Source organism: Paraburkholderia sp. BL25I1N1 (genome assembly GCF_003002025.1).
Taxonomy (GTDB): domain Bacteria; phylum Pseudomonadota; class Gammaproteobacteria; order Burkholderiales; family Burkholderiaceae; genus Paraburkholderia.
In genome coordinates this window covers 305962-324661 of sequence record NZ_PVZB01000006.1, presented here as the reverse complement: position 1 = coordinate 324661, position 18700 = coordinate 305962, and the positions used below count along the sequence as shown (strand labels likewise).

General features: G+C 62.8%; 14 protein-coding genes. 7 read left to right on the top strand and 7 right to left on the bottom strand.

Annotated elements, in window-relative coordinates; all coding sequences use genetic code 11:
* Positions 1-152: 152 nt before the first annotated feature.
* The 3 genes from B0G73_RS11995 to B0G73_RS11985 form a co-directional block, all read right to left on the bottom strand.
* Positions 153-1223, bottom strand: a complete 1071-nt coding sequence (locus tag B0G73_RS11995) for a carotenoid 1,2-hydratase (RefSeq protein ID WP_258193283.1) — start codon at positions 1221-1223, stop codon at positions 153-155.
* 518 nt (positions 1224-1741) lie between these two features.
* The gene (locus B0G73_RS11990) at positions 1742-4315 is read right to left on the bottom strand and encodes an FtsX-like permease family protein (protein ID WP_374957005.1); all 2574 of its coding nucleotides are present in this window, start codon (positions 4313-4315) and stop codon (positions 1742-1744) included.
* Complete coding sequence (locus tag B0G73_RS11985) at positions 4302-5039, bottom strand: ABC transporter ATP-binding protein (RefSeq protein ID WP_106280908.1); 738 nt, start codon at positions 5037-5039, stop codon at positions 4302-4304. The genes B0G73_RS11990 and B0G73_RS11985 overlap by 14 nt, the downstream gene beginning before the upstream one ends.
* 688 nt (positions 5040-5727) lie before the next feature.
* Here B0G73_RS11985 and B0G73_RS11980 point away from each other — a divergent pair.
* The 6 genes from B0G73_RS11980 to cysS all read left to right on the top strand — a co-directional run bounded on the left by B0G73_RS11980 (position 5728) and on the right by cysS (position 13248).
* Complete coding sequence (locus B0G73_RS11980; protein ID WP_106280906.1) at positions 5728-7290, top strand: NuoM family protein; 1563 nt, start codon at positions 5728-5730, stop codon at positions 7288-7290.
* A 369-nt stretch (positions 7291-7659) separates the two neighbouring features.
* Complete coding sequence (gene cyoA / locus B0G73_RS11975) at positions 7660-8559, top strand: ubiquinol oxidase subunit II (protein ID WP_106280935.1); 900 nt, start codon at positions 7660-7662, stop codon at positions 8557-8559.
* A 3-nt stretch (positions 8560-8562) separates the two neighbouring features.
* A complete protein-coding gene (gene cyoB, locus B0G73_RS11970) occupies positions 8563-10551 on the top strand; it encodes a cytochrome o ubiquinol oxidase subunit I (protein WP_106280904.1) in 1989 nt (662 codons plus the stop codon).
* Entirely contained in the window at positions 10551-11156 is a 606-nt protein-coding gene (gene cyoC, locus B0G73_RS11965) for a cytochrome o ubiquinol oxidase subunit III (protein WP_106280903.1), read from the top strand. The genes cyoB and cyoC overlap by 1 nt, the downstream gene beginning before the upstream one ends.
* Positions 11157-11489 (top strand): cytochrome o ubiquinol oxidase subunit IV, encoded by a 333-nt coding sequence (gene cyoD / locus B0G73_RS11960; RefSeq protein ID WP_106280901.1) that lies wholly within the window; start codon positions 11157-11159, stop codon positions 11487-11489.
* A gap of 370 nt (positions 11490-11859) precedes the next feature.
* The gene (cysS, locus tag B0G73_RS11955) at positions 11860-13248 is read left to right on the top strand and encodes a cysteine--tRNA ligase (RefSeq protein WP_106280900.1); all 1389 of its coding nucleotides are present in this window, start codon (positions 11860-11862) and stop codon (positions 13246-13248) included.
* Between the two features lie 96 nt (positions 13249-13344).
* On the opposite strand, the gene B0G73_RS11950 is transcribed toward cysS, so the two are convergent.
* Positions 13345-13593 carry a hypothetical protein gene (locus tag B0G73_RS11950; RefSeq protein WP_106280934.1) on the bottom strand — a complete coding sequence of 83 codons (249 nt, stop codon included), beginning with the start codon at positions 13591-13593 and terminating at the stop codon, positions 13345-13347.
* A gap of 320 nt (positions 13594-13913) precedes the next feature.
* On the opposite strand from B0G73_RS11950, the gene B0G73_RS11945 reads away from it, so the two are divergent.
* Positions 13914-14306 (top strand): carboxymuconolactone decarboxylase family protein, encoded by a 393-nt coding sequence (locus B0G73_RS11945; protein WP_106280898.1) that lies wholly within the window; start codon positions 13914-13916, stop codon positions 14304-14306.
* A 95-nt stretch (positions 14307-14401) separates the two neighbouring features.
* Here the strand turns inward: B0G73_RS11945 and B0G73_RS11940 are convergent, their stop codons facing one another.
* From B0G73_RS11940 to B0G73_RS11930, 3 genes are all read right to left on the bottom strand, one after another.
* Positions 14402-15094 (bottom strand): HAD family phosphatase, encoded by a 693-nt coding sequence (locus B0G73_RS11940; protein WP_106280896.1) that lies wholly within the window; start codon positions 15092-15094, stop codon positions 14402-14404.
* A gap of 110 nt (positions 15095-15204) precedes the next feature.
* A complete protein-coding gene (locus B0G73_RS11935; protein WP_106280894.1) occupies positions 15205-16647 on the bottom strand; it encodes a cytochrome-c peroxidase in 1443 nt (480 codons plus the stop codon).
* 200 nt (positions 16648-16847) lie between these two features.
* Positions 16848-18614: a phospholipase C gene (locus B0G73_RS11930; protein ID WP_106280932.1), complete on the bottom strand. Its 1767-nt coding sequence runs from the start codon at positions 18612-18614 to the stop codon at positions 16848-16850.
* Positions 18615-18700 lie beyond the last annotated feature (86 nt).

Below are 18700 nucleotides of genomic sequence, written 5' to 3'. Positions count from 1 at the left end.
ATAGTGCGGATTACCCGTGTGAAAGTAGGTAATCGTCAGGCTCCCCAGCAGCAAACAGAAACCCCACCCCGCAAAGGTGGGGTTTCTGCGTTTACGCCGCCGCCATACGCGGGAAAAACCCCCACCGCATAACCCCGCCGTACAACCCGCCTTCACTCCCGCCCCATCCCCTGCGCATCCGCGTAGCCCGTCAGTTCCAGGTACGCCCGTCCGGCATCCACACCTTCGCGGTTCACCCGCACTGCGCCTTCCCAGTACACCGCGCCCGTCGATTGCCGCGAATCGAGCTCTTGATCGTCCATCAGCGGATCGAGTTTCCACGTCAGCAGACCGGTTTTGACCGTCATCGAGACGGGATAAGAAGTGTTGGTGCGCGGCGAGCGCCATGTGCGAAGCGGCGTAAAGTCGACTTGGTCGGGGGCGAAGGTTGTCACCTCGCCGTCGGGTTTGCGAAATGCCGCATGCGCCCACACAGCGTGTCCATCGCGACTTCTTACCTTGAACGCCATCAGCGCAGAGCCGTCGGCGAGGTTGGCGCCGAGCCAATCCCAGCCTACCGCATTGGCATCGAGCAATGTGCTCGACCATTCGTGATCGAGCCACGCCGTTCCCGTTACAGGAGTCTCGCCACGCGACGAACCGCCTGCCGCGACCGGTCGAACTACGCCGCCAGTTACGCGCAATTGCGGCTCGCTGTAGTAATAACTCGCCTGCTCAGGCCGCGGACCTTTGCGTGAATAGCCGCGTTCGCCCTGAATCAAGGGTGCTTGCGTCGGTGTCAACTTGAGATGCAGCGAAAAACCGTTCGCGTCCGCAACGACGTCGTACTGACCGTCGGCGGCCCGAACCATTTTCCATGCATCGAGTTTGACGTCGGTGTTGGCCGGCTTCGCATACACCAGACCGAATCCTTGACGGGCAATGCGTTGCTCGTGCGCAAGATGGCCGAGCGCGGGATCGCTTAACGCGGCATGGGCAATGATCAATTGCGAAGGCGCGAAAGCACTCGGATCGGCGGCGTCATGCCCGGTTGCGGAACGGAAGAACGTGATCTGAAATCCGAGCGGCTGATTATCCGGCGTCGTGAGCCAACCTGTCGCGTACCACCATTCGGTGCGAAAGGCCGCGTGCGCACCGGTGTCCTGCGGCAGGGCGATTGCGTGATCGGATGTGACCGCCGCGAATTCGGGCGCCGCGGCGAACGCGGGCCAGGCAGTCAGCATCAAGATGGACAGCAAACCGCGAATACGGCTACCTATGCGCCGATTCGTGACACTAGCGGACTCAACCGGCGGCTGGCACGACATCTTGCGTGCAATCGACATGTAGCCCCGCAAAGTCTCGCCCGACGCCGCGCACGCCTGCTGCGGCCCACGTGAACGCAGGGCGACGTTGGATCCGCCACTCGCGACAGCCCGGCGAGCCGACATCCATGGCACCTCGCGCCCAATCGACCCGTAGCTCGGAATAGTCCCGCCCCAATCCACGCCGGTGATCCGCAACTCACGGCGTTGCAGAGCGGTGCAATACCCATCGCCGGAGGCCAAATCGAAGCACGCTCCGATCCATGGCACCTCGCGCCCAATCAACGCGTCCTTCGACATGTTCCCGTCCAAAACCACGGTCCCCATGTGCGGATCAGGCCGCCGCAAAACGAACCGTCTTTCCTCGCCGACGAGATCAAAGCGCGCCGCTACCGCGCGCATACCCCACCGCGCCGGATCGCGCGATAAAGCCTTCATCACCAATCCTCCTTCACGGCACGCACCGCATCCACCGACACTGCGCCGCGTCCCGCAATCACCGCCGTCGAACATAACGAAGCGAGCATCACCAGCGCGACGGTGGCGAGCGCCATCCATGGCACGTGCAGCGACATGCTCCAGTGAAACGACTGCGGATTGACGACGAACACCAGGATCAGACTGATCGCAAAGCCGAGCACGAAGCCCAGTGCAATGCCGCACGCGGTGAGCATGCCGCCTTCGAGCGCGAGGATGGCGAGCACCTGCGAGCGCGTCACACCGACATGCCGCAGCATGCCAAACTCACGCGAACGAGCGAGCGTCTGCGCGGAGAATGTCGCCGCCACGCCGAACAAGCCGATCACGATAGCGACCGCTTCGAGAAGATAGGTGACCGCAAAACTGCGGTCGAAAATCACCAGCGTGCGCGCGCGGATTTCACCCGGTAGGGACAAGTCCAGCGATGCCCCGAACGGCAGCGCGCGCAACCCCACGGCAATTTGCTCGACACTCGTCCCGGGCTGAACGGTGACGGCCACGTCGGTTGCACTCGTGTCACCGGTCAAGCGCCGGAAATCGGCGAGCCGTATCTGAATGGCGCCGGTTTGCCGCACGTAATCGCGCCATACGCCCGCCACGACGAACACGTGGCCGCGTTCACCAAACGGCAATCGAACGCGCTGACCCAGCTTGTATCCGTACAGATCGACCATTGCTTCGGATACCCAAATAGGTGTTTCGCCTGCGTGAAATTCAGCAGGCGGCAACACGGCTCCGGTGATTTGCAGATTCGCGCCCGGATCGGCCGCGTCGATCTCACGCGCGAGCAGAGCGATGTCGGGCCGCGCAGGGTCGAGCGTCAGATGCGAAGTGCGCGCGAATGCGGCTGTTCTAACGCCGGGCACGGCCGCGAGCCGGCTCTGTTCGTCCAACCGCAAACCGCCGGTGTCGCCGTTCGGCGCCACACGAACATACAGATCGGCGGAAAGCAGATGAACCAGCCAGTCTTCAACGGAAACCCGGAAGCTCGCCACCATGATGGCCATCGCGACGATCAGCGCAAAGCTCGACAGCACGTCGCCCATGGCGATCGACGCATGCCCAGGCGCATTCGCAAGTCGCGCGAGGGCCAGCGTGACGGCCGCGCCGGCCCGGCGTCGCGCGGTGAAAGCACGACTCGCCGCGCCGAAGATGAGCGCGGTCACGCGCGGCATCAGCGCAATCCCGCCGACGAGCAGCAACGCGACGGCCAGATAACCGCCAATCGGCGCGTCGAACAGCGGAGGCACCTGCGTCAGTACAGCGGCGGCCAGCAGACACAGCAGGGCGGGCCACGGTGTGGCGAGCCGCGCCAACGCGCCTTCTTCGGCGCCCGCCTTGAGCGCCGTGGCGGGCCGCGCACGCGCCGCTTCCAGTGCGGGGGCGAGACTGCCCAATACCGATACGGCCAGCCCGAGCATCAGAAACAATGCGCTCGCCAGCGGTTCGAAGCCGACTTGCGGCTGCACGCCGGGAAAGTAGCCGCCACCCAGATCGCTGCCGAAAAAATGCAGCGCACCGCTCGCCATCGCATAGCCGAGCGCGAGTCCGGCGAGCGAGCCGAGCAGACCCAGCAACGCGCCCTCCATCAGGATCTGGCGCAACAACTGACCCCGCGTCAGCCCGAGCACACGCAGCATGGCGAACTGCGCGCGCCGTCGCACGACGCTCAGCGCCTGCGTCGAAAAGACCAGAAACGCGCCGGTAAACAACGCCACCAGCGCGAGCACATTCATATTGATCCGATACGCGCGCGAGAGGCGATCGGTGCGACTCTCTGCGTCACGCGTTTCGGCAATGACCCACTGGTTGCCGAGCCGCGCTTGCATCTCACGTCTGAAGCGCTCGCGGTCGACGCCGCGTTCGAGCTGCACGTCCACTCGCGAGAGCTTGCCCACTTTGCCGAACTGCCACTGCGCGGCGGCGATATCCATGACGGCGAGCCGCTGGCCCGGCCGTGTTCTCACGATGCCGCCCGCCACGCGCAGATGCACGATCGAGGTGCCGCTTCGCAGCGCCACCTCGTCGCCGACTTTCACCTTCAGCCATTGCTGCGCCGCCGTCGAGAGAAACACGGTGTCGGCCGCGAGGGTATCGAACGGCTTATCCGGCGACGGCACGCCGATCAGGTCGGGTGCAATGCGGCTCGCTTTAAACACGTCGATGCCGAGCACCGGCAGTGCGGCGCTCCGCTCGGGCACGGTGACATCGAGCGCGAGCACGGGGCTGGCCAGCGCGACACCGGGCTCGTTGGCGACTAGCGGATAGATGGTTTCGTCGACTAACGGTTGGGCGCCGCGCACCTGCAGATCGGCTTCGCCCGACAGGCTGCGGGCCGCCGCGGAAAATTCGCTGAACGCCGCGCTGTTGATCAACTGCACGGCGTAACCGAGCGCGACGCCGAGCGCGATCGTTGCCATTGCAACCAGGGCGCGTCCGCGATGGCTGCGCCATTCGGCGCCCAACAGCCAGCGCGCGAGAACGCGATGGCCTCGCAAGCGCGGTAGACGATGGGAATCAGCGGACATCATCGGCGGAAGGCGTGCGGTTACGGGAGCCGAAGGTCAGGGCTGTAGAAGGAGGCGTCGCATGCAGACCGCCGTCGCTCAGGATCAGGATGCGGTCGGCGACCGCCGCGGCGGCTTCCGAGTGCGTCACCATGATCGTGGCCGCGCCGGTCGCCTTGCTTTGCGCGCGGAACAGGCCGAGCACTTCGTGCGCGGTATCGGGATCGAGGTTGCCGGTGGGTTCGTCGGCGAGCAGCAGTTTCGGGCGATGTACCAGCGCTCGCGCAATCGCGACACGCTGCAATTCGCCACCCGAGAGTTGACGCGGAAAGTCGTCGCCGCGTCCGCCCAGGCCAACCGCCGCGAGCATGTCGAGCGCGGCGGCGGTGGGTAGTTCGTTGAGCAGCAGTGGCAGCGCCACGTTTTGCGCAAGCGTCAGATGCGGCAGCACGTGAAACGCCTGGAAGACAAAGCCGAGCTTTTGCCGCCGCAGGCGCGTCGCCGCGTTGTCGTCCAGGCGCGAAACGGCGCTGCCGTCGATGATCACGTCGCCGCTATCCGCACTGTCCAGGCCGGCCACTAGATTCAGCAGCGTCGATTTGCCGACACCCGAGTCGCCCATGATCGCGACGAATTCGCCCGGACCGAGTATGAAATCCAGTTGCGCCAGCACGACGCGGCCCGCGCCGTAGGTTTTGCTGAGCCCGCGGCACTCGAGCGCGGGAACGACGCCTTCGTCACGTGGCATGCGTTTTCCGAAAAGTGTGGGCGGCGTCCGGATGGGCGAAACGCAGACCAGAAAAGCGCTGCACCGGCGCACGCACATCTGTCCTTGAACCGCCGAAGTATATTCGCCTTCTGTAAGGCACGCCGACACCCCACGCGCGTGCCGGGGAGCGAGCTCACACGCGTGCCGTCGATTTCCTGTCCCGAACTTTCGTCACCTTGCGCCGGATTATTTGGAGCGCAGGATCAAAAAATTTATGCTCGCGGATAAGCAAAAAATTTTCTCCGAAAGCTCGAAATGCGCGCCGCTACCACGTCAGGAACGAGCATGATCTATTCCGGCTCCGGACGCACGCCGAAGGATTGTGCAAGAGTTTCTAACTGGCTATCAACTGCTCGCTTTTTCCCCTAAAATCCGCCGCTGCAACCTCCGCTGGCGGATTTGTGCGTCTGCACATTTTTATCCATTCCGCAAGCCCAAGCGTCGCAACGATGCATTGCCAGCGGCTTTGCAGCGTTGTTGCGCTGCAAAAGTATTCTTATCTTGGTAATCTCCCACCCTTGGTCATTCGACTGCGGGTAAACGTGTAGCGGCCAACCCCGATTGCACGTCAAATTTCAGCGAAATCCAGCCTACATATCCATTTCAATGCTTTCTATTTTGAAGGCATTGATGCGGCGTTTTTGTACTTCAAGTTTTGATAGAGCACATGCCATTGCCTCTTCTTAGCCTTCTAATCTGGATCCCTATTGTCGCCGGCGCGGTGGTTTTGCGTGCCGGATCCGACGCGGCACGTGGTCGCACACGGTGGCTCGCGCTGATCGGCGCGATTGCGGGTTTTCTGCCGGTGATTCCGCTAGTGTCGAATTTCCGCAACGACGTCACGTCGATGCAGTTCGTCGAGAACGCGCGCTGGTCGCCCACCTTCGATATCGCCTGGCATGTGGGCGTGGACGGAATCTCGCTGTGGCTCGTCGCGCTGACCGCGCTCACCACGATCATCATCGTGGTCGCCTCGTGGGAGTCGATCACCGAGCGGACCGCGCAGTACTTCGGCGCCTTCCTGATGCTGTCGGGCTTCATGCAGGGCGTGTTCACATCGCTCGACGGCATGCTGTTCTTCATCTCGTTCGAAGCGACGCTGATTCCGCTCTATCTGCTGATCGGCACGTGGGGCCAGTCGAACCGCTCGTATGCCGCGGTGAAATTCTTCTTCGTGTCGTTTCTCGGCTCGCTGCTGATGCTCATGTCGATGCTGTATCTATACGGCCAGACGCACAGCTTCGACCTCGCGGTGTGGCGCGAGACGCACCTCGGCACGTGGCCGCAGGTCCTGATCTTCCTCGGTTTCCTCGCCGCGTTCGGCGTGAAGGTGCCGATGTGGCCGCTGCACACGTGGCTGCCTGACGTCCACCTCGACGGTCCGACGGGCGCCGCCGTGATGATCGGCATGCTGAAGCTGGGCGGCTACGGTCTGCTGCGTTTCGCCTTGCCGATCGCGCCGCAGGCGAGCCACTTCTTCGCGCCGATGATGATCACGCTCTCGCTCGTCGCGGTGATCTACGCGAGCCTGCTCGCGCTCGTGCAAACCGACATGCGCCGCCTGCTCGCGTATTCGACGGTCGCGCACATGGGCCTTGTCACGCTCGGCCTGTTCGTGTTCAACCGCATCGGCCAGGCCGGCGCGATCGTGCAGATGCTGTCGTACGGCGTGGTGTCGGGCGCGATGCTGTTGTGCACGGGCATGCTCTACGACCGCACGAAGACTGCCTCGATCGCCGAGTACGGCGGTGTGGCCAACACCATGCCGCGCTTCGCCGCGTTCGTGATGCTGTTTTCCATGGCCAACATCGGCTTGCCCGGCACCTCGGGTTTCGTCGGCGAATTCATGGTGCTGATGGGCGCGATCCGCTTCAATTTCTGGATCGGCGCGATGGCGGCCACCACGCTGATTCTGAGCGCGGCCTACACGCTGTGGATGTACAAGCGCGTGATCTTCGGCGCGATCGCCAACACGCGCGTCGCCAATCTCAAGGATGTCGGCAAGCGCGAGTTCGTGCTGCTCGGCGCGATGGCGCTGCTGGTGCTCGCCATCGGCATCAATCCGAAGCCGTTCACCGACGCGATCGATCCGTCGGTCGGCACGTTGCTGGCTCAGTCGGAGCGCTCGGCCCATCCGTCGGACGCGGCGCCGGCTGGCGGCGAGGGAGGCGAGCATCTGCAAGCCGCGGTGCCCGCGCCGGCAGCCGCGACCGCCCGCTCGCCGGGCTGATCGGACGAGGCATTGCGCAGGCGCAGCATTCACCTGGTGAGTGCTGCGCTGTCAACGCGCTTTTCCCTTATGGATCAAGTCTCTTTGCACGCATGACGCGCGCTGCGGCCACATAGACCGCGGCGCGTTTTCGCGCTTGTTTAAAGGGGTTTTCTCGTTCGGCCGATACTTCGATTCCTTGCAGCGAAGCATTTCAGTTGCTGACCCGCGCGCAAGTGTGCGGCAACGTGTCGCACCGTGCTGCGACGCAATAGATCGTTGCTAAATCGAGTGTTTATTACGACCGGGCGTGCCCCTATTATGCGAGCGCTTACTATTGGAGAGCGGTCGAATGACGTTCGTTGAAGACGTAAAAAAGAGGCAATGGATATGAAAGGAAAGACTCTGCGCGGGTCGATGAGTTTCGTATCCGCGAGCCTCGTGTTGTTGCTCTCGGGTTGCAGCAACCTCGATATTCTGAATCCGAAGGGGAGTGTGGGGCTGGCGGAACGTGAGCTGATTGCCACGTCCACCTGGGCCATGCTGATCGTGGTCGTTCCGGTGATCGCGCTCACGCTGCTGTTCGCGTGGCGTTATCGCGCGTCGAATAAGAGCGCCGACTACCGTCCGGGCTGGACGCATTCCACGGGTATCGAAATCGCCATCTGGACGATTCCGACGCTGATCATTCTGTTCCTCGCCGTGTTGACGTGGAAGACCACGCACGAGCTCGACCCGTACAAGCCGCTCGAGTCGCAGGTCAAGCCGATCAACGTCGAAGTCGTCGCGCTCGACTGGAAGTGGCTGTTCATCTATCCGGACCTTGGCATTGCGTCGGTGAACCAGTTGGCGTTCCCGGTCGGCACGCCGGTGAACTTCACGATCACGTCGGACACGGTGATGAACTCGTTCTTCATCCCGCAGCTCGGCGGCCAGATCTACGCGATGGCGGGCATGCAAACGCGCCTGCATCTGATCGCGGACGAAGCCGGCAACTACGCCGGCGCCTCGGCGAACTTCAGCGGAAAAGGCTTCTCGGATATGAAGTTCCGTGCGCTCGCCACCTCGCCTGACGAGTTCAACGCATGGGTTGCGAAAGTGCGCGCTTCGTCGGACAACCTCAGCATGGACCGCTACCACACGGTGTCCGCGCCGACCGAGAAAGAGCCGGTGCGCTACTTCTCGAGCGTCGATCCGAAGCTCTTTCACAACATCATTGCCCGATACAACAACGGCAACGTCCTCGACAACATGAAGGACGCCAACTGTGCGCCAAAAGGCAAGGGGTAACGCATGTTCGGTAAACTTTCACTAGACGCGATTCCGTACCACGAGCCGATCATCATGGTCACGGCCGCGATGATCGCCATCGGCGGTGCAACGCTGCTGGGTCTGATCACCTATTTCGGCAAGTGGCGCTACCTGTGGACCGAGTGGCTCACGTCGGTGGACCACAAGAAGCTTGGTGTGATGTACATCGTCGTGGCGCTCATCATGCTGTTCCGCGGCTTCGCGGACGCGATCATGATGCGTCTGCAACAGGCCCTCGCTTATGCGAACCCGGGCTACCTGCCGCCGCATCACTACGACCAGGTGTTCACGGCCCACGGCGTCATCATGATTTTCTTCATGGCGATGGCGTTCATGATCGGCCTGATGAACATCATCGTGCCGCTGCAGATTGGCGCACGCGACGTCGCGTTCCCGTTCATCAACTCGCTCTCGTTCTGGATGACCGCGGTCAGCGCGATCCTGATCAACATCTCGCTGGTGATCGGTGAATTCGCGCAAACGGGTTGGCTCGCGTATCCGCCGCTCTCCGAACTGCAGTTCAGTCCGGGTGTCGGGGTCGACTATTACCTGTGGAGTCTGCAGCTCTCCGGTATCGGCACCTTGCTGACAGGCGTAAATTTCTTCGCGACCATCGTGAAGATGCGCGCGCCGGGCATGACGTTCATGAAGATGCCGGTGTTCACGTGGACGGCGCTTTGCACCAACGTGCTGATCATGGCCTCGTTCCCGATCCTGACCGTGACGCTCGCGCTGCTCGGTCTGGACCGCTATCTCGGCATGCACTTCTTCACGAACGATGGCGGCGGCAACGCCATGATGTACCTGAACCTGATCTGGGCCTGGGGTCACCCCGAGGTGTACATCCTGATCCTGCCGGCGTTCGGTATCTTCTCGGAAGTCGTGGCGACCTTCGCCAAAAAGCCGCTGTTCGGCTACAAGACGATGGTGTGGGCGACCTGCGCGATCATGGTGCTGTCGTTCCTCGTGTGGCTGCATCACTTCTTCACGATGGGTTCGGGCGCTGACGTCAACGCGTTCTTCGGCATCGCCACCATGGTGATCGCGATTCCCACGGGCGTGAAGGTGTTCAACTGGCTGTTCACGATCTACAAGGGCCGGCTGACGTTCACGCCGCCTATCTTGTGGACCATCGGCTTCATGATCACGTTCACGATCGGCGGTATGACCGGCGTGATGATGGCGATCCCGGGCGCGGACTTCGTGCTGCACAACAGCCTGTTCCTGATCGCTCACTTCCACAACGTGATCATCGGCGGCGTGCTGTTCGGTTATCTGGCCGGCTTCAACTACTGGTTCCCGAAGGCGTTCGGTTTCAAGCTGAACGAAAAGCTGGGCAAGGCTTCATTCTGGTTCTGGCAGATCGGTTTCTGGGTGGCGTTCACGCCGCTGTACGTGCTCGGCTTCATGGGCATGACGCGCCGTATCAACCACTATGACAACCCGCTGTGGCACCCGTGGCTGATTCTGGCCGCGGGCGGTGCGGCGCTGATCGCTATCGGTATCGCGTTGCAGGTGTTGCAGATCGTCGTCAGCATCCGCGATCGCAACCTGCCGCAGAATCGCGACCTCACTGGCGATCCGTGGAACGGCCACACGCTGGAATGGGCAATGAGCTCGCCGCCGCCGGTCTACAACTTCGCGATCATCCCGACGGTGCACAAGCTCGATGCGTTCACCGACATGAAGTCGCGCAAGGATACGCAAGCCAAGCCGGTGTATCGCGACATTCACATGCCGTCGAATACGTCCGCGGGTGTGATCGCGGGTCTGTTCTCGCTGGTGCTCGGCTTTGCCGGTGTCTGGCACATCTGGTGGCTGGCGATCGTCGGCCTGGTCGGCGCGATCGGCACCGTGATCGTCTATAGCTTCCAGAAAAACGAAGGCTATTACATCCCGGCCGCCACGGTCGCGGAAATTGAAGAGAAACGCTCTGGCGCTGGTGCGCGGGTCGCGTTGGAGGTGGATTGATGTTGACCAATACTATTGATGCCCACTCGCATCACGACGCGGACCACGTACCGTCGCAATCGGTGTTCGGCTTCTGGCTGTATCTGATGACCGACTGCATCATCTTCGCGGCGCTGTTCGCAGTGTTCGCGGTGATGGGCCACCAGTTCGCGGGCGGTCCGAGCGGCAAGGATCTGTTCGAGATTCCGGGCGTCGCGCTCGAAACGACCATGCTGCTCCTGAGCAGCATCACCTACGGCTTCGCGATGCTGGGCGCGCACAAGAACCGCAAGGGCGTGCTGCTGTTCTGGCTCGGCGTGACCTTCCTGCTCGGTCTCGCGTTCCTCGTGCTGGAATTGCGCGAGTTCTCGCATCTGATCGCCGAAGGCGCCGGTCCGAGCCGCAGCGCGTTCCTGTCGTCGTTCTTCACGCTGGTCGGCACGCACGGCCTGCACGTCACGTGCGGTCTGATCTGGATGGTGGTGCTCGCCATTCAGGTGATCAGCCACCGCGATCTGACCGAACGCGACATGATTCGCCTGACGTGCCTGAGCCTTTTCTGGCACTTTCTGGACGTCGTGTGGATCGGCGTCTTCACTTTTGTCTATCTCGCGAGCGTGATCTGAATGGACCATAGCCATAACGCCCACGCAGGTGAAAGTCACGGCAGCATCGGCAGCTATACGGTCGGGTTCATTCTCTCCGTCGTTCTGACCGTCGCCGCTTTCGGCCTCGTCATGACCGGCACGTTGACGGGCGAGAACGCGCTGCTGGCGATCGCGGGTCTCGCGCTCGTGCAGATCGTCGTGCACCTGATTTTCTTCCTGCATCTGAATACGTCGTCGGAGCAGCGCTGGAATGTGATGGCGTTTGCCTTCACGCTGCTGACCGCGGTCATCGTGATCGGCGGCACGTTGTGGGTCATGCACAACGTCAGCATGCACATGATGTCGCGCTGAACGAACGAGCATTCCGTTCGACACGAAGCCCCGCAAGGCGAAAGTCTTGCGGGGCTTTTTTCATGCGGCGAACGCGGGCACGAACGTGCCGGGCGCCTGAAGCGCCCAAGTCGCCCAAGTCGCCCAAGTCGCCCAAAGCGCGTCGGCGATTGACCGCAGTGGCGAACCCGCGTTAGGATCGTTTCCATGATCGCTTCTATCCTTTCCCGTCCGCATTCTTCGCGCGCATGCTGTCGCAGCCTGCCGAGGGGAGCTTGCGTCTAGCAAGTCGATCTGCGCACATCCGCATCCCTGAGGCCACCCGTCACGCGACCGGTGGCCTTTTTGCTTTTGAACGCTTTTTTGAACACCCGGCGCCTGGAGACATCACATGCCGCTTCGCCTGTACGACACCTGGACGCGCAGCGTGCGCGAATTCACGCCGATTCATCCGGATCACGTCGGCCTGTATTGCTGCGGCCCGACGGTGTACGACCACGCGCATATCGGCAATCTGCGGACCTACGTGTTCGAAGACGTGCTGCGGCGCGCGCTGGTGTTGAACGGATATCACGTGCGGCACGTGGTGAACATCACCGATGTCGGCCATCTGGTGTCCGACGCCGACGAAGGCGAGGACAAGATGGAGAAGGGCAGCCGGCGCACCGGCGAATCGGCGTGGGCGATCGCCGAGCGGTACACGGCGGCCTTCACGAACGACTGGCACGCGCTCAATCTGCTTGAGCCCACGCTCTGGTGCCGCGCGACCGATCACATCGCGGAGCAGATCGACTTTATCGCCGAGCTCGAGCGCAACGGCTACACCTACCGAACGGCCGACGGCATCTATTTCGACACCGGCAGGCAGGATGACTACGGCTATCTGGCGCGTCTGGATGTGGCGGGCTTGCAGGCGGGCAAACGTGTCGCGTCCGGCGAGAAGCAACGCGCGACCGATTTCGCGCTGTGGAAAGTCAGTTCGCCCGGCGCCACGCGGCAAATGGAGTGGGACAGTCCGTGGGGCCGCGGCTTTCCCGGCTGGCATATCGAGTGCTCGGCGATGTCGGCGAAGTATTTGAGCCCGTGGTTCGACATTCATTGCGGCGGCGAAGATCACATCCCCGTGCATCACAGCAACGAGATCGCGCAAACCCAGGCGCGCCACGGCACGCGTCTCGCCAACTTCTGGATGCACGGCCACTTCCTGTTGCTGGACGCCGGCAAGATGTCGAAGTCGGGCGGCGATTTCGTACGTTTGCAAACGCTGATCGAGCGCGGCAACGATCCGCTCGCGTATCGCTATCTATGCCTGGGCGCGCACTACCGCAGCAGCCTGCGCTTCAGCGAGGCCGCGCTGGATGCCGCGCAAGCCGCACTGGATCGTTTGCGCCGGATCTATGCGCAATGGCCGCCAGGCGGTACGGCGGATGCGTCCGCCGTGGCGCGCTTCAAGGCGGAGGTCGATTACGATCTGAACCTGCCGCGCGCGCTCGCGGTGCTGTGGGACGTGGTCAGAAGCGATCTGCCGCCGGCAACGCGAAGGGCGAGCGTGGATTGCTTCGACGTGGTGCTTGGACTGGGTCTCGCCGATTGGAAGGACGTCGATACGCCCGAGCTTCCGGCCGGGATCGCGGCCCTCGCGGATCAACGCGAAAGAGCCCGCGCCGCGAAGCAATGGAGCGAAGCGGATCGTCTGCGCGACGTGATAACGGCGGCCGGCTGGCTAGTGGAAGACAGCGCGGGCGGCCAGATATTGCGGCTGCGCGACCAGACGAAGTAACAGGAAAATCGACGTGGTGAGCGCGTTCAGGCTTGCGCGCTCGCCACGCCACGGCGCAGACAGGCGGCGCCGTTTGCCTTTGGGCCTGCGGCGGCACTACAGCGGCACCACCTTCAGTTCCTTGTGCGAAGGCAGTTGGTCGAACGGGAAGTAGACCGGTCCGCAGCCGAAATGAACGGGCGGGCATGGGCTCCAGCCGTGTTCGATGTGCATCGGCTGATCCAGGCCGCCGCAGCCTGACGGCGCTTCACGCGTCAGATACGCAATACCGCCGCGAACGGATAGCGATGCCGCGCGGTCGAGTTCGTCGAGGCGGGCGAGGTCTTTGAGGACGAGCGTTTTCATGGTGGGTCTCCAGCGGAGTGAGTGCATCAAGTGGATCGACGAGAGCGGAAAAATGCCGCGCTCACGTCCGCTGAATGCACGCACCATGCCATCGGCGCTAAAGCGGCATGCCATATGCTTTTCCGCGATTTCCCCGCGGTGGTGTGATGCCGAGCGGCCAACTCGGTGCATAACGAGTGTCGGCAATTCAGCGACATCCGTCTGCCGCGTCATGCAGCGGTGAGGCGCGCTAAAAATCACGTCACAATAGACGGCCACCGCGAACCCCGCGCCTCGCGCGCAAGGTTCACCGAATCCCGTCAGCAAGGAAAGGAGAACGCATGAGCCAGATCAAAGCCGTCGAATACGCTGCGGCGTCGCCGGAAGTCCAAGCCGTGTACGACGATATCAAGCAGACCCGCCAGGTCGACGACGTCAACAACTTCTGGAAGTACATCGCCCAGCATCCGCCAACTCTCGCGCGCACGTGGGACAGCCTGAAGGACGTGATGGCGCCCGGCGCGCTCGATCCGCTCATCAAGGAACTGCTGTATGTCGCGGTGAGCGTGACGAACAATTGCGGCTACTGCGTGGCGAGTCACACGGCGGCCGCGCGCCGCGCCGGTATGACCGACGAGATTTTCGGCGAATTGCTCGCGGTCGTGGGCATGGCCAACGAGACGAATCGGCTGGCAGTGGGATACCGCGTGCCGATCGATCCAGCTTTCGAGTAAGGACTGCGGCGAGCGTAAGAGTCGGCGCGATATTTTCAGCGCCGTCGCCGTCGCGGGCTGTGGCGCGAAGGCCGGCGTCGAAGCCAGCGCCTTCGTCAGTGCATTTCAGCGCGCCATCCCGCCAGCAAAGCGGGCAATGTGCCCATGTCCCTGAACACATGCGTGGCACCCGCGCCATGCAAAGCGGTCGCGCTGCTGTGGCCAAGTTCGAGCGGGCAATAGCCGAACACCGTAGCGCCCGCAGCCACGCCCGCGGTCGCGCCTGTCACCGTGTCCTCGATCACCGCGCAGCGGCGCGGGTCCACGTCCAACGCGGCAGCCGCCGCGAGATAGACATCGGGAAAGGGCTTGCTGCGGGGCATTTCGTGGCCGCTGAAAACGCGTCCTTGGAAACAGTCGAAAATGCCCGCCTTCACCAGTTGCATTTCCACTTTGATACGGTCCGCGCCCGACGCCACCGCAATGCGTCCGTTCAATGCCGCATGAAGCGCGCGCACCGCGTCCGGCGCGCCGGGAATCGCGACCAGTTCGAGATCGAGCGCCGCATTGCGTCGCTCGCGGAATTGCATGAGCCAATCGGTCGTGATCGCGACGCCGGTTCGGGCTTCGATCAGCGCGGCTTCATCCCGGACGGCTTTGCCGACGAAAATACGCATCGTCTCTTCGACGCTCAAATGCCAGCCCAGCTCGCCGAGCATCTCGGTGAGCACGCGGTTGGTGATGGGCTCTGAGTCGACGAGCACGCCGTCGCAGTCGAAGAGTACGGCGTCGAAGGGGAAATCGGCCATCGGGCAGGGTACGGATAGAGTTCGCGGAACCGGCAAGGATACCTCACCGGCTCGCGCGCCGCAGCGCAAAGGCCGTGTGCGGCCTTCGCAGCAGGACGACACAGGCAACCTCAGTTCTTGTACCCGTCGCTGAGCGTCTTCATGAACGCGATGATGTCCTGAATATCCTCATCGCTCATTGCCGGCTGATCGCCGAACTTGCGGTCGAATGGTGCGTCGGCCACGTCCACGTTGGCATGGTACTGAGCCGGCAGATCGTTGTACTTCTGCACCTTGCCCGACGCATCGCGCGGATAGATTTTCTCCGGCGACGTATTGCGCAGATTGTAGAAGTCCATCACCTGCTTGAGATCGTGGTACACGCCGTTGTGGAAAAACACCTTGCGTTCAGCCGCATTACGCAGCGTCGGCGTGAGGAACATGCCGCAATACTGTGTCTGTTTGGCGAGGTCGTCGCGGAACGGGCCGCACACGCCCATATCGAAGAACTTCGGATCCTTGTTGGCGGGAATCGCCGGATTGCGCGGCACGCCGAGCGCTTCGTACTGCGTGTCGGTGAACACCGGCGGCAGGCCGTCCTTGCTCGGCTGGCTCAAATGGCAGCCGGCGCAGTTCGCCTTGTCCTTGTCGTTGAACAACTGCAAGCCGTGCAACTCGGCGTGCGTCAGGCGCGCCTTGCCTTCGAGCCAGTAGTCGTACTTGCTGCTGAAAGAATGGAACGATTGGTCCTCGATCTGATAACGCCCGACGGCGAACATCGCCTCGGAAATCATCAAGCTTGGATTGGTGACGATACCGGGCCCGAAGATCTGTTTGAATTGATCCAGATACCTGGTCGCCAGCAGTTTGTGAGCGACGTCCTCCGGCGTTGCGTTGGCCATTTCCACCGGGTTGGTCAAAGGCCCGAGTGCCTGGTCCTGCAAAGTATCGACGCGGCCGTCCCAGAACAATCCGCCTTGCGGCACCATCGCCGCAGCGGCGGGCGCGGCGAGCGCCGTCTTCTGCGCGCGCTGCACGCCGGCGGCTTGCGTGGCCAGTTGCGTCATATCCACCGGCACGTCAGTGTCGCCCTGATCCGGGCCGATGCTGAACGGCGCCTGACGATACAGATACGTGAGCGACGGCGGCGGACGATAACCCGCCTGGTTCATATGCGCGCCGCCGAGCTGCACCGGAAACGCGTTATCCGGTGCATACGAATGCTGCGGCGAGTGGCACGACGCGCACGACTGCGTGCCCGACGCCGACAAACTCGGGTCGAAGAAAATCTGTTTGCCGAGCAGCGCCACGGCGCTCAGCGGCACATTCTGCGGACGCATCAACGTCACCGGATGCGGGTTCGCGCCGGTGATTTCCTCGACGATCTCGCCGACCGCGGACGGCATGCGCTCCGGATAGACGAGCGCGTACGCGCAGTAGACGATGCACGCGAGCACGATGCCGGCCGCGCTCCACGCGAGCAGCTTGAGCCACGAGCGGCGGGTAATCACGGGGCCGGGCTCGCCGCCCGCGGGCAGATGCGAAGGCAAGGCGGCGTCAGAAGGAGGGTTCATGGCGGTGATGACAGATGATTCGATCGGCTTCGATAAAAAGCAAAATCGAGCCAGCACGTTTGCACTGGCTCGACGCCCAACTACGGCATAGGGTGCGTGTCACTTTTCACTGCGCGCCGCCGCGCGGCGTGAGGCACGCATGAGACTCGTGCATCACGCAGCGGCAAGCGGAACAGAAGAGCGCGAGGCACCTCCGCGGATCAGATTGCCGGCGCGGCTGCCAGCTTCGTACCCAGGTTCTGATCGAGGAACAGCGGCGGATTGTTGCCCGAGCCCGTGAAGTTGAACATGTTCATGATGCTGCCCGCCGTCGCGTCGAACGAACCGCCGCCCAGGCGTTGACCGCCCAGCCAGTTGTCCTCGATGAAGCGCACCACGGAAGCCTGCGTGATGGGCGTATCGTCGACGAAGTTGACCTTCGCCCACGGCGACACCACGATAAACGGCGTGCGCGTACCCGGGCCGCAACGGCCGTTGACCACGCCGCCGTTCACGCCTTGCGGCTGCACTGCGCCCGCTGCCGTGCACTGACCGACGCCGCTCAGGTTGTCGGTGCCCGCCACCGTCTTGCCGCCCGCGGATTGCGCCGTGGTCGAGTCGAACGATGCGCTCGTCGGTGCCTTGAAACGGTGGTCGTACCAGCCGTCCGAATCGTCGTAGGCGATGATCACGGCGGTGTTCTTCCAGTCAGGCTGCTGTTGCAGGAAGTTGATCACCTTGGTCACGAAAGCCTGTTCGTCGATCGGATCCGAGTTGCCCGGGTGGCCGTCGCCGATCGCCGGCGCTTTCAGGAAGTTGACCGACGGATAATTGCCCGCCTTCACCGCGGCGAAGAAGTCGTCGGTGTCGTACTGGTGGTGCACCGGCGTTGCCGTGTTGTCGAGCGGATCCGTGGAGCCGATCACCGCCGCCGACGACGGACGCGTATGCGCCAGGTTGGCCGTGCTCGCGTAATACTGGAACCACGCGTGATGCTGCACGTAGTCGGCCTTGGTTGCGTTCAGCACTGGCGAGAAGGTCGAACGCAGGCAGCCGGTCGTGCCGTTGGCGTTGACGGTCTGCAGGTTGAAGCCGCCCATGAAGCCGCCCCAAGTCAGGCCCTTCGCGTTGAGCAGGTCGCCGATGTTCTTGTTATTCGACGACATCGCGCCGGTCACCGTGCTCTTTGCCGCGATCGTGCAGACGTCGCCGGTCGGGTCGAGGTCGCCGATCATCGTGAAGCTGCCTGCCGAGTCGGGAATCGCATTGGCCGAGGTGCCGCCGCTCACGACGACGCCGTTGTTCTGGCCGGACACCACTTCGAGCGCACCCGGCGTCGACGGACCGTACGTGTCCGTGTAGGCGTTCTGGTTCATCGCGAAGTTCTGCGCGTAGTTCCACAGAGCCGTGACCGTGTTGCCGTCGAAGTAGCCGAGCACCTGGCCCTTCGTCGCGAACGCGCCGGTGCTGCCGGCGATCGTCGAGTTGGCTGCGGTGAAGAGCGGGAACGAGTCCATCGCGCCGTTGTTATAAGCGAGTTCTTCGGCGGCGTAGGCGTGGTTCTGGCTCGACGTATTGGCTTGCGAGCGGTCCAGGCGGAACGGCAGCAGATCGGCTGCGGGCAGGCCGAGACCCGCGATCGTCACGCTGCCGACCGTGCGGCCCGCCGTGTTCGGCGAGGTGGCCAGTGCGTTCGGGTTGGCCGTGATCAGGTTGTTGCTGCTGAGGTTGTCGACCGCCGGCGTGCCGGCGGCTGCCACGAATTGCGGCTCGCCAGTCGGGTTGGACGCGTTGGGGTAGGTGCCGAAGTAGTGATCGAACGAAACGTTCTCACCGAAAATCACCACGACGTGTTTGATCGGCGTGGCCGTGGCCACGGCGTCCTGCGCCGATACCACCGGCGCAGGCGAGTTCACGCTGTTGTTGCCGCAAGCTGCGAGCGTAAGCAGCGCCGCAAACGGGATGGGTAAGAGGGTTCTACGGAACATTTGAAAGGCTCCAGATTCGACTTCGCCGTTCAGCGTTTGCATCGACGTAGGTGTGGATGTTCGCTGGGGATATTGTTAGAAATGCA

Excerpts from the sequence above, each read along its gene's own strand:
- B0G73_RS11995 (WP_258193283.1), bottom strand. The coding sequence starts at position 1,223 with ATGCTGACTGCCTGGCCCGCGTTCGCCGCGGCGCCCGAATTCGCGGCG.
- B0G73_RS11990 (WP_374957005.1), bottom strand. The coding sequence starts at position 4,315 with ATGATGTCCGCTGATTCCCATCGTCTACCGCGCTTGCGAGGCCATCGC.
- B0G73_RS11985 (WP_106280908.1), bottom strand. The coding sequence starts at position 5,039 with ATGCCACGTGACGAAGGCGTCGTTCCCGCGCTCGAGTGCCGCGGGCTC.
- B0G73_RS11980 (WP_106280906.1), top strand. The coding sequence starts at position 5,728 with ATGCCATTGCCTCTTCTTAGCCTTCTAATCTGGATCCCTATTGTCGCC.
- cyoA (WP_106280935.1), top strand. The coding sequence starts at position 7,660 with ATGAAAGGAAAGACTCTGCGCGGGTCGATGAGTTTCGTATCCGCGAGC.
- cyoB (WP_106280904.1), top strand. The coding sequence starts at position 8,563 with ATGTTCGGTAAACTTTCACTAGACGCGATTCCGTACCACGAGCCGATC.
- cyoC (WP_106280903.1), top strand. The coding sequence starts at position 10,551 with ATGTTGACCAATACTATTGATGCCCACTCGCATCACGACGCGGACCAC.
- cyoD (WP_106280901.1), top strand. The coding sequence starts at position 11,157 with ATGGACCATAGCCATAACGCCCACGCAGGTGAAAGTCACGGCAGCATC.
- cysS (WP_106280900.1), top strand. The coding sequence starts at position 11,860 with ATGCCGCTTCGCCTGTACGACACCTGGACGCGCAGCGTGCGCGAATTC.
- B0G73_RS11950 (WP_106280934.1), bottom strand. The coding sequence starts at position 13,593 with ATGAAAACGCTCGTCCTCAAAGACCTCGCCCGCCTCGACGAACTCGAC.
- B0G73_RS11945 (WP_106280898.1), top strand. The coding sequence starts at position 13,914 with ATGAGCCAGATCAAAGCCGTCGAATACGCTGCGGCGTCGCCGGAAGTC.
- B0G73_RS11940 (WP_106280896.1), bottom strand. The coding sequence starts at position 15,094 with ATGGCCGATTTCCCCTTCGACGCCGTACTCTTCGACTGCGACGGCGTG.
- B0G73_RS11935 (WP_106280894.1), bottom strand. The coding sequence starts at position 16,647 with ATGAACCCTCCTTCTGACGCCGCCTTGCCTTCGCATCTGCCCGCGGGC.
- B0G73_RS11930 (WP_106280932.1), bottom strand. The coding sequence starts at position 18,614 with ATGTTCCGTAGAACCCTCTTACCCATCCCGTTTGCGGCGCTGCTTACG.